General features: G+C 36.0%; 10 protein-coding genes and 1 other annotated feature. Of the genes, 7 read left to right on the top strand and 3 right to left on the bottom strand.

Going from position 1 to position 10,381, the window contains the following annotated elements:
* Positions 1-647: SDR family oxidoreductase (locus ACSYTJ_RS09025; RefSeq protein ID WP_491720448.1), on the bottom strand; the 647-nt coding region annotated here is incomplete at its 3' end.
* Positions 648-825: 178 nt separating this feature from the next.
* Between ACSYTJ_RS09025 and ACSYTJ_RS09020 the strand changes: the two genes are divergently transcribed.
* The 4 genes from ACSYTJ_RS09020 (at position 826) to ACSYTJ_RS09005 (ending at position 3,648) form a co-directional block, all read left to right on the top strand.
* The gene (locus ACSYTJ_RS09020; protein ID WP_491720447.1) at positions 826-1,755 is read left to right on the top strand and encodes an NADP-dependent oxidoreductase; all 930 of its coding nucleotides are present in this window, start codon (positions 826-828) and stop codon (positions 1,753-1,755) included.
* Between the two features lie 116 nt (positions 1,756-1,871).
* Complete coding sequence (locus ACSYTJ_RS09015) at positions 1,872-2,456, top strand: hypothetical protein (protein WP_491717405.1); 585 nt, start codon at positions 1,872-1,874, stop codon at positions 2,454-2,456.
* Positions 2,457-2,585: 129 nt separating this feature from the next.
* Positions 2,586-2,939 carry a hypothetical protein gene (locus tag ACSYTJ_RS09010; RefSeq protein ID WP_491720446.1) on the top strand — a complete coding sequence of 118 codons (354 nt, stop codon included), beginning with the start codon at positions 2,586-2,588 and terminating at the stop codon, positions 2,937-2,939.
* Positions 2,899-3,648 carry a hypothetical protein gene (locus ACSYTJ_RS09005; protein WP_491720445.1) on the top strand — a complete coding sequence of 250 codons (750 nt, stop codon included), beginning with the start codon at positions 2,899-2,901 and terminating at the stop codon, positions 3,646-3,648. Before ACSYTJ_RS09010 ends, ACSYTJ_RS09005 begins: the two co-directional genes overlap by 41 nt.
* A 49-nt stretch (positions 3,649-3,697) precedes the next feature.
* On the opposite strand, the gene ACSYTJ_RS09000 is transcribed toward ACSYTJ_RS09005, so the two are convergent.
* Entirely contained in the window at positions 3,698-4,765 is a 1,068-nt protein-coding gene (locus ACSYTJ_RS09000; protein ID WP_491720444.1) for a family 20 glycosylhydrolase, read from the bottom strand.
* Between the two features lie 359 nt (positions 4,766-5,124).
* On the opposite strand from ACSYTJ_RS09000, the gene ACSYTJ_RS08995 reads away from it, so the two are divergent.
* From ACSYTJ_RS08995 to ACSYTJ_RS08985, 3 genes are all read left to right on the top strand, one after another.
* The gene (locus ACSYTJ_RS08995; RefSeq protein ID WP_491717408.1) at positions 5,125-6,540 is read left to right on the top strand and encodes an amino acid permease; all 1,416 of its coding nucleotides are present in this window, start codon (positions 5,125-5,127) and stop codon (positions 6,538-6,540) included.
* Positions 6,541-7,062: 522 nt separating this feature from the next.
* Positions 7,063-7,890, top strand: a complete 828-nt coding sequence (locus ACSYTJ_RS08990) for a 2-keto-4-pentenoate hydratase (protein ID WP_491717409.1) — start codon at positions 7,063-7,065, stop codon at positions 7,888-7,890.
* Positions 7,891-8,046: 156 nt separating this feature from the next.
* Positions 8,047-8,290, top strand: a binding site (T-box leader).
* A gap of 64 nt (positions 8,291-8,354) precedes the next feature.
* Positions 8,355-9,518, top strand: a complete 1,164-nt coding sequence (locus ACSYTJ_RS08985) for an aminotransferase class I/II-fold pyridoxal phosphate-dependent enzyme (protein ID WP_491720443.1) — start codon at positions 8,355-8,357, stop codon at positions 9,516-9,518.
* Between the two features lie 28 nt (positions 9,519-9,546).
* Here the strand turns inward: ACSYTJ_RS08985 and thiD are convergent, their stop codons facing one another.
* On the bottom strand, positions 9,547-10,371 hold the full coding sequence (thiD, locus tag ACSYTJ_RS08980) for a bifunctional hydroxymethylpyrimidine kinase/phosphomethylpyrimidine kinase (RefSeq protein WP_491720442.1): 825 nt from the start codon (positions 10,369-10,371) through the stop codon (positions 9,547-9,549).
* Positions 10,372-10,381: the final 10 nt, after the last annotated feature.

Raw genomic sequence — 10,381 nt, 5'->3', positions numbered from 1 at the left:
CGAATCCCGTTAAATTCGTCAATTGCAAGGGGGGTAACAATGATCCCAGGAGCAATGTCGTTAATCCGCGCACCACGCTTGCCCCATTTAACGGCTTCTGCCATGACCCGTTTTTCGTTACAACGCTTGGCCAGTTGATAAGCCTTAAGGGTATTTTCAATATTATCGGGTTGTAGTAAGGCTAAATCCAATAGTTGTTCAGTTGGGGTACAAGCAAGTTGTTGATCTTCTTCAGCAGTAAGGGCGGGCATTCTAAATCCAGATTGACTAGAAATGGTGACCCCAGTTCCGCCCTTGGCAATAACCTTACCGACTTCTTCTAATAAAACTGCCGTTCCGTATAGATCGACCTTTAAAATCGCTTCGATCGATGCTTGGCTAGGTGATAGTCCCGCCCCGTTAACGAGTTGTTTAATTTCACCATATTGTTGAGCAGTCTGGATCATTTCCTGAATTGATGCCCGTGACGATAGATCCATTTCTACGGCCTCGACATCAAAGCCCGCATTCGTCATCGTTTCAGCAATTCGGTTAGCATTATTAGGGTTCTTATCCCCTAGGATAATCTTTTTATCGGCACCCATCCGTCTAGCAATCGCCATACTTAATTGACCAGCACCCGTTACAATCATTACATCTTTTGCCAAAATATTCATCTACTTTCTTGATTTGATGTTATTAGCTTACAGCTTAAAGTTGGGTTTAAGTCAACGTTTTTTATTTATTAATTTAGGATTCACTATTAAAATACGTTCAATTGACTTTAGTTTTTGATAATACTAGCATTTAAGTATAGTAGTAAATTATCATAAGGGTGGAATTAAGATGAAAGCAATTGAATACAATGAATATGGTAATAATTCAGTTCTAAAGTTAGCAGACAAAGTTACTAGGAACCCTGTTGAACATGAAATCATCGTTAAAACTAAGGCGGTCAGCATTAATCCAATGGACTGGAAGTTAATGATGGGATATATGCAACAGATGATGTCCATGCAATTTCCAGCAACGCCTGGGATCGATGTCACTGGGGTGGTTGAATCCGTTGGATCATCTGTTACCAAATTCAAACCAGGTGATCGGGTCGTATCATTTGTTAATACCTATAAGGGAACGCTTCAAGAAGAAACTGTTACTTTAGATAGTTTAACCGTGATTCTGCCGAGTTCAGTATCATTTGAAGATGGGGCGACGATTCCAGTGGCTGGTTTAACTGCCTATCAATCATTATTCGATAAATTGCACCTTCAAGCAGGTGAACGGTTATTGATCCAAGGTGGCGCAGGAGCAGTGGGGATGTTTGCAATTCAATTTGCTAAAAATGCTGGAGCCAATGTCTCAGTGACCGCTAGTCCTGATCATAATGATTTTTTGCAGGGGTTAGGAGTTGATAAGGTAATTGATTATCACAATTCCGATGCATTTAAAGACGTTGATAAGTTTGATAAAATTTTAGATTTGATTGGTGGCAAGACGCTGGCGGTTAGTTATTCGCTGATTAAAGTCGGTGGAGCAATCGTTTCAACTAGTGGGATGCCTGACCAGGATATTTGTAAGCAACTATCCATTAATGGTGATTTCATTCAGACTGAAGTTAAGCCGAATCAATTAGCTGCAATTGCAGAACAAATTGCTGATAATAAAGTCAAGGTGACCATTTCAAAGCAATATGATTTTAGCTTGGTGAATGTTAAGCAGGCGTTCGAAGAAAGTGAATCAGGGCATACAACGGGTAAGATTGTAGTTATATTTTAATTAATCAATTTTTAAGATAATAATTATGAAACGATTTAAATGATTGTTATAATCATTTAATCACAATAATTGATTAAATATATTTATTAAATTATAATATTTATGAGGTGAATATTATGAAAAAAATAAAAACTTTATTGATTTCCACAATTCTGGCTAGTGGGACTGTCTTCGGACTTACATATTCAAATCCTACGAACGTCTCTGCTGCTAAACACGTAGAGCACGTTCAAAAAGATTACGTCCCCCTTGTTAAGGAAATGATTTTAGATGATGCTAACGAAGCAAAATATATTAATATTCGTGGTGCCAAACAAATGAAATTTGATAAGAAATTAAACAAGGAAGCACAGACATATGCCAGCAAAGCAATGAAGTATATCTTTGGTGGTAAACATAGAGCATTTAATGATAAAGCATTCAATAAAATTGCAGGTAAGTACTATGCTAAAAACCACAATAAATCTATTTTTACTTCTAGAGCTTGGAACAATAAACGTTTAAATGCTGCTCAGACAGCAAGTTGGGTAGAACAACCATTATTTAACGCTGGTAGTAGTGGTAAAGTTGGTAAGAATTATAATAAATTCATTAAGACTAAGGGCTTTAAGCGTCTCGGAGTTGGGTTCGTTTATGGATACAATCCAAATAATAGTAAATTCCCCCACGAAAGCATCGCCATTGTGGTTGCTAAAAAATAATCATTAAAAATGAAAGTTTAAATAACCCCTGAATGATGGTTCTTCATCCAGAGGTTATTTTTTAATTATTAGCTAGTTTAAGCGTAAAAAGACTAAATTAGATAATGTATTGAAGGAGATGGGGAATTCATGATTAAAAAAATCACGACCACTATGTTGTTATCTGCAACATTATTTCTACTGGTAACAAATGAAGTTCATGCCGAAGTCAAAAATGAAGATGGAATCATCGTATCTAATGACCAGGTTCCAGCATCGATTAAATTTTATTGGGACTACTGGCGTGAAATTAAATTGACCCAACCAGTTCAAGCAAAACTAGTTCATTACCCAAGTGATTCTTCAGGGAAAAAGATCGTCACTAAAACAAAAATCATTCCAGCAAATACAATCATCTATGCCAAGGGGATGCGTTCCTATAGTCCGCCTAGCAATTCGTATTTTGCAATTACGAAAAGCAAAAATTACGAAAAGCAAAAATGATCTAATTTATGGAAAAAACATTTTTTCGGTCATAAAGCCATATTGGACGATTAATTATAATGATATTGTCCACTTTGAATTAACTAGTAACAACGATCAGATTAGTAAAATTAACGTTAAAACATTAACCAGTAATTCATTTACTAATGATAAATGGCAATCAGGATATCTTTCATTAGCTAATTTAACAGATGGTCTTGGGAATAACAGCATTTTTTCTCAATCATATTCTGGGTTAAAACGCTATGAAAAATTAATGAATCAAGATAATGATACTGATACCGACAGTTCGAAAGATAAAAAACTTACTACCCAAATTAAGCGGGTCTTAAAAAATAATTTTATTAATTATAAGGGAAAAGATATTACTAAGGTATTTAAAGTCCGTGCATATAAAGATAAAACAGTTCAAGTAAAAATTGGTAACCATATTTATTATGCAAGTAATTCAAATATTTTACCTTACAACACCACTAGTAATAATGGGATCACATCGTTAGAAAAGCCAACCACAAGCGGGATTCAGAAAGTGGTGTTAAGGGCTGGTGATACCATATACAATACTAATTACCAATCTTGGAATATTGGATTGTCCGCTAAAAATGGTGATTTTAGTAAAACTAGATATTATAGTTATGAATTTAATGGTCAAAATTGGTATCATAATAGCTATGATGGTCAAAAATGGCACCATAAGTTATTAAAATAAATATTTGAAAATATGGAATAAAAAAACTAGTCCAGCTGGACTAGTTTTTTTATTTAGTAAGCTTACCCTTATGGACCCAATCTAAAAATGCGTTGACCCATGGCATTAATTCTTTAACTGTCTTAGCTGGGGTCATTTCGGGCTTGTCATCATACCAGATACTAGAGGCAGATCCAATGATATTCTTGGAAGCTTTTACCTTTGTATAAAAATTTTTTTCGTTAAAAATATTTTCACCAAAATAGGTGTCTAGATCCTTTAAGTAGTACTTGTAATTTTCCTTGGTAACAAAACTCTTTTCAGGTAGTAAATATAGAAAGTATGAATTAATGTTGACTAATTTATACCCATTACTAAGTAATTGGGAAGCAGAAGCATTGTTGGCCAAGTTATCCTTCGTATATGACTTAACATCTTGGTCACCAGTTTGACTCCAGTATTCAATTACAATATCTAAGTTTAGCTTTTTGAACGTTAATTTTTGAGCACTATCATTATACATCCACATTTGATAACCTTTGAGGCTTTCATCTAGTTCATTATCGAACTTGAGCAATGCTTGCTTATGCTTTGCACTCGCTACGGATAGTTCATCACCACCAGTGCCAATCGGGCTACCTGCTGGAATCAACGGTAAATATTCCTGAAAAATAGCTTTCACAAGGTCTTTAGTTGCCGTTTTACCATAACTAAGTTGTTCATACGCCGTATCATATACTTCTTTATCCAACTTCGGATTAGTTACCTTTAAAACATTATGTAACCCAACCGTATGCGAAGGAACATCAATTTCAGGAATCACAGTAATATGTTTTTTTAAACCATATTTAACCAACTCTTTAAATTGTGCTTTGCTCATAAATAGTTTTTTGGTATCAGAATTATAGTAAAGCCCACCCTTCATTTTAGGGTATTTTTTAACTGTTTGACCAATTGTATCATTTTCAATTGCAAAATCCGTATCGTCAGTCAGATGCAATTTAAGGTAATTGCCCTTGTGTTTAGCTACATTATTAATCATGATTTTGATCTGCTTAACATTAGTGGGGTTCCTTGCATCATCATAATCAAGGCCGTGCCACCTAGTACTGGAAGCGCTGGCACTTGTAAAACTCATCCCTAATCCCAAGCCCCCGATTAGGCACACGATAAAAACCATCATCAATGATTTGAATCCGGATTTATTCATATATCATCATCTCTCTTTATGGATAATTATATCACTAACTTATTCATAACATATTTTAATATATATATATTTATATTAAAAGTGGGTTACATTATAAATCATTTTCTTTACCGATCTTTTATGATGATGATAGTTAATAATTAATATATATACATGTAATAGCGAGTTATGTTATTTTTTATTACATTAATCCTTGACATATGAATAAAATTAGAATAATATTAGTAAAAATTAGATATTTATAATTTAATTTTAATTCAACTTTTATATTTCATGGGGTGATATTAATGGATATCTTTAGGAAAAAAGATTTAACAAAAATAACTGCCAATGCATCCCCATTAAAGCGAAGCCTTAAGACCATGGACTTAACTTTATTAGGAATTGGTGAAATTATTGGGACAGGGATTTTTGTATTGACAGGGAAGGCCTCCCTAACTGCTGGTCCTTCGATTATCGTATCGTTCATTATTGCTGCGATTTGTTGTGGGTTTGCTGGACTATGTTACGGTGAATTCGCATCGTTCGCACCAATTTCTGGATCAGCTTATACGTATTCTTACCTAGCATTTGGTGAGATCATTGCATTCATTATTGGATGGGATCTAATTTTGGAATATGCATTAGGTGCTTCCGCCGTTGCTGTAGGTTGGTCAGGGTATTTAACGAGCTTACTACATAGTTTTGGGATTAATATTCCACCATCGTTAGCAAGCGCTGCTGGTACGACTCCTGGAGTAACTTCATACTTCAATGTCCCTGCTTTTCTTTTGATCATTGTTCTTACGTTCATCATCTCACAGGGGATTAACCAAACCAAGCGAATTAATGACATCATGGTGTTCGTAAAAATTGGGGTGATTGTATTATTTATTGTTTCGACCTTCTGGGCGATCAAGAGTTACAATTGGAAACCATTTGCTCCTTATGGATGGTATTCATTCAACCATGGTGTTGCTTCAGGAATTATTCCAGGGGCTTCGATCGTATTCTTCTCATTTATCGGTTTTGATGCCGTTTCGTCTAGTGCTGAAGAAACCGTTAATCCAAGCAAGACCCTTCCAAGAGGAATTATGCTATCGTTGATCATTTCAACTGTTTTATATATCCTAATGACATTAATCATGACTGGGGTAGTTAAATACACTGCATTTGCTAACTACTTGAACGATCCAGTAATTGCCGTATTAAGATCGACTGGTCAAACATGGCTATCAGTAATCGTAAGTGTCGGGGCCATCCTCGGAATGACGACCGTTACACTGGTTTCCCTATACGGCCAAACTAGAATTAGTTACTCAATGGGGCGGGACGGCTTATTCCCTAAATTCTTTGGTGAAGTTAATAAGAAGAAACAAGTGCCAGTAAAGGGAACGTGGTTCTTTGGAATTATCACTGCACTAGTTGCTGGAGCCGTTAACTTAAATGTCCTCTCAGAAATGGTTAATATCGGAACATTAGTCGCATTTATCCTTGTATCAGCTGGAATTATTTGGATGCGCAAAAAACACCCAGAAATTCACAGAGGCTTCAAGGTTCCAGGTGTTCCTTTCGTTCCATTGATTTCAATTGCATTTTGTATCCTGTTGATCTTAGGATTGAATTGGGAAACATGGGTCAGATTCGTCGTTTGGTTCGCAATTGGGATGGTCGTATATGTCCTATATGGCAAGCATCACTCCAAGCTAGAAAAGCAAAGTTAGAATAAAATGAAAATAAATTAAAATAAAATGTCAAAAAGTGTTGACTTTATAATTTTAGGGTATATACTTGTAAACAATCAGATAAACAAATAGCGATTATAAGAAAAAACGAATTAATCGATCTTTCAGAAAGCATTGGGTTGATGTGACAATGCATTGAGATTATGAGTAGTTATCATTCTTTAGTTAGTAGACTGAACTTAAAGTAAGTCCTACCGGAAGCACCCGTTATCATGCCAGCGTATCGTTGATTTTTAAATTAACCGTACGTCGAGGTCAAGCGATTCTTGCTTGGCGAATTAAGGTGGTAACGCGCGTGAGCGCCCTTAGGATCCCAATTAATTTGGGAGGCTAAGGGCGCTTTTTGCTTTTCTGAAATAATAATAAGAAAGAAGTGGTTCGTATGAAATCAGACATTAGCAACAACTCAGATGACAGCGATATTCAGATTAAAAATTACATTAGGATGATAGTACGAATCATTTCAATTGATTCGTTCTAAAAATTAAGGAGCGATTTATTATGACAAACACTAACACTAACCAAGAAAACTTAACTGTAGTAGAATTAAATGACGCTGAAGAAAAATTAGCACAAGCACTTTTCAATGCTTATACTAACCGCGAAGCTCTTAAGATGGATGAATGGGCAAACTTACTTAGTGATGAAGATGCATCATATCGAGTACAACGTCGATTAATGGAACTTAAGTCACAACCATTAGGTGGTTACAAAGTTAGTCTAACTAGCAAGCAAACCCAAGACATGTTCGATTCTACCGAACCACTATATGGAGCTCAAGTTCAAGAACATTTCGTTAAGTCACCAGCAACATTATCATTAAGTAGTGATTTAATGGATCCACTTGCTGAAGTTGAATTAGTTTTCAAGGCCAAAGAAGACCTATCAGTTAACGATTCACTTGAAGATTTAGCTCGTAAGACGACCGTTGCTTCAGGAGTTGAAGTTCCTGATTGCCGCTTCTCTGACTGGTTCCCATCATTATCTAAATACTTAGTCATGGCAGATGCCGCTGTTGGTGGATACGTAGTCTACGGTGAAGAACGAGATACCAGCGAATTCAGTTTGAAGGACTTAGAAAACGTCCATACCAAACTTTATCATGATGGTAAAGAAGAAGTCGATGGGGTTTCATCTGAAGTATTAGGCAACCCATTAAATTCACTTCAATGGCTTGTGAAGAAATTACACGAACAAGGCCAATCATTTAAAGCTGGTCAACGTGTATCATCAGGTACTTTCTTATTACCACCACGCTTAACTGCTGGTGATTGGACTGCTAAGTTCGATAATGGATTTAGCGATGTTACCGTTAACGTTAAGGAATAATCAATTTTAAGCCAATAAATAAAAATAAAAAGCGGATTAATTTCACGATCAAGAAATTAATCCGCTTTTTATTTTTCAATAAGTTAATCTAAATTAACATCACTTGAAAATAATTTGAAAATGATTATAATATAATTAGAAAAATAAAATATTTGCATAAACAATTTGAGCAGGAGAGTAATTAAGTGACACTACTAAGAAAGTCCATGGTCGATGTAAATGGATTAGCTGTTGGTTAATGAAAATGACCTGTGATTTGGTATTATCAATATTAGATAATAATGACTTGGCACCCCATTAACGGTGCACACGTTTTTGAATCTTTCAAAAACGTTAATAAGTTGACTCATAATATAACGAGTCTAAATTAGAATGGTACCACGGAGCCTCCGTTTCTAGACAGTGTAGAAATGGGGGCTTTGTTTATCTGTAAATTAAATCATTTAGATAGTGAGGCGTTGAAAATGGACCTATCAAGTAAAATTAACAATACGGTAAAACAAATGAAGTCAAACGAGATTGTCGAATTTAATTTAAAAATTGCCGACATCCCTGGTTTAATTTCATTGACATATGGAGAACCTGATTTTGCCACTCCTCGACACATCAAGGATGCTGCTATTAAAGCAATTGAGGATGATGAAAGTCACTATACTGACCCCAGGGGAATCAAACCGCTGCGCCAGAACGCAGTTAAATTTTTAAAAGATAAATATGGTCTAAATTATGATCCAGATACTCAAATCACCACCACTGTTGGCTTAGCAGAAGGGATTCACGATGTTTTTACGACCATTTTAAATCCAGGAGACGAGGTGTTAATTCCGACCCCTACCTATCCATTATATGCTGCTAACGTAAAGTTTAATAAGGCCACTCCTGTATTCATTGATACCTCTGATAATGACTTTATTTTATCACCAGAAAAACTCAAAAATGCTTTTCAAGAACATCCCAATGCAAAGGCAATTATTATTAATTACCCTAATAATCCAGTTGGTAATACATATACCAAAGATCAATTAGTTGCATTAGCTAATGTTATTAAGCAACACGAGGTCTTTTTGATTAGTGATGAAATCTATAGTGAGCTAACGTATGATGAACCGCATACTTCTTTTGGAAAGCTACTCCCTGACCAAACGATCGTTATGAACGGAGCCTCCAAAACATTCGCAATGACTGGCTGGAGAATCGGAATCGTTTGCGGACCTGCAAATATTATTAGTAAAATCAACGCCGTTCATACCTTGATTAATACTAATGCAACCGATAATGCCCAATACGCTGCTAGTGAAGCATTTAAAAATGGGCAAAATGACGGGATCGAAATGAAAAAGACCTATTTAAAACGGCGAAAGTTACTTCGTGATGGTTTAACGCGTGCTGGATTTACCAGCCCTGAACCGAGTGGGGGGTTTTATATTTTTGCCAAAATTCCAGAACAATTTGAACAAGACAGCTATAAATTCGGTTATCAACTTGCAAAAGAGGCATTGGTTGGAATCATGCCAGGTGCAATCTTTGGCCCTGGTGGCGATGGCTATGTCAGATTTAGCTATGCCGCTAGTACTGAAGACCTAACTGAAGTTGTGAATCGCGTTCAAAAGTTTGTTGATGAACACTAATTTCATAACGACTAAAATGATAAATCTATTAATAAGGTTTATCATTTTCTTTTCCAGCCCAATTGTTGATTGGACCGAATTCATGACCAACAATAATTTCGTTTTTGATTGCTAAATCAACGTAGCTTTTAGCATCACGAACTGATTTTTCAATTGAGTGTCCCCTTGCTAATCCAGCAGCAATGGCAGCAGAAAGCGCATCCCCAGTCCCATTTTTACGATTCGTTTTAAAGTAGGGGCCATTTAGCCATACTTGTTTGCCAGATGCTAATAATAAAAGATCACTCACGGTTTCTTGTTGTTGACCATTACGATCATGACGTCCCTTGATCATTACATTTTCACACCCTAGCTCCAATAGTTGATTGGCGACCTTAACCATATCTGATTTTTTTTGAATTTTAGAACCAGTCAACACCTCTGCTTCATAGTAGTTAGGAGTAATAATGGTGGCGATTGAGATTAATGCTTCCTTTAAGGTGTCAATCGCAATTTGATCCAATAACACCTCACCGGTTTTGGCTAATATGACTGGATCTACAACCAGAGGACCGAAGTCATGCTGATGATAATTATTAACCACTAATTTAATTAATTCAGCATTTTCTAATAATCCAGTTTTACAAGCCTTAATATCGTAGTCAGCACTTAAGGCTTTAAATTCATTTTGAATGAATGACATCGGTAGCATATGACTATCTAAAATCCCGTATGAATTAGCTGCGACAGTGGTGGTCACTACTGAAAGACCATATACCTTCATTGCCATCATCGTCTTAAGATCGATCGGCATGCCACCACCACCGTCACTATCGATCCCAGCAATCGTTAGGGCTTCTGGAAATTGTTGCATTCGAATGCAC

It is taken from the genome of Nicoliella sp. ESL1113, assembly GCF_058509245.1.
This window is presented reverse-complemented; position numbering and strand designations above follow the sequence as displayed.

Coding starts and splice junctions, on each gene's coding strand:
- ACSYTJ_RS09020 (WP_491720447.1), top strand. CDS start 826: ATGAAAGCAATTGAATACAATGAATATGGTAATAATTCAGTTCTAAAG.
- ACSYTJ_RS09015 (WP_491717405.1), top strand. CDS start 1,872: ATGAAAAAAATAAAAACTTTATTGATTTCCACAATTCTGGCTAGTGGG.
- ACSYTJ_RS09010 (WP_491720446.1), top strand. CDS start 2,586: ATGATTAAAAAAATCACGACCACTATGTTGTTATCTGCAACATTATTT.
- ACSYTJ_RS09000 (WP_491720444.1), bottom strand. CDS start 4,765: ATGAGTTTTACAAGTGCCAGCGCTTCCAGTACTAGGTGGCACGGCCTT.
- ACSYTJ_RS08995 (WP_491717408.1), top strand. CDS start 5,125: ATGGATATCTTTAGGAAAAAAGATTTAACAAAAATAACTGCCAATGCA.
- ACSYTJ_RS08990 (WP_491717409.1), top strand. CDS start 7,063: ATGACAAACACTAACACTAACCAAGAAAACTTAACTGTAGTAGAATTA.
- ACSYTJ_RS08985 (WP_491720443.1), top strand. CDS start 8,355: ATGGACCTATCAAGTAAAATTAACAATACGGTAAAACAAATGAAGTCA.
- thiD (WP_491720442.1), bottom strand. CDS start 10,371: ATGCAACAATTTCCAGAAGCCCTAACGATTGCTGGGATCGATAGTGAC.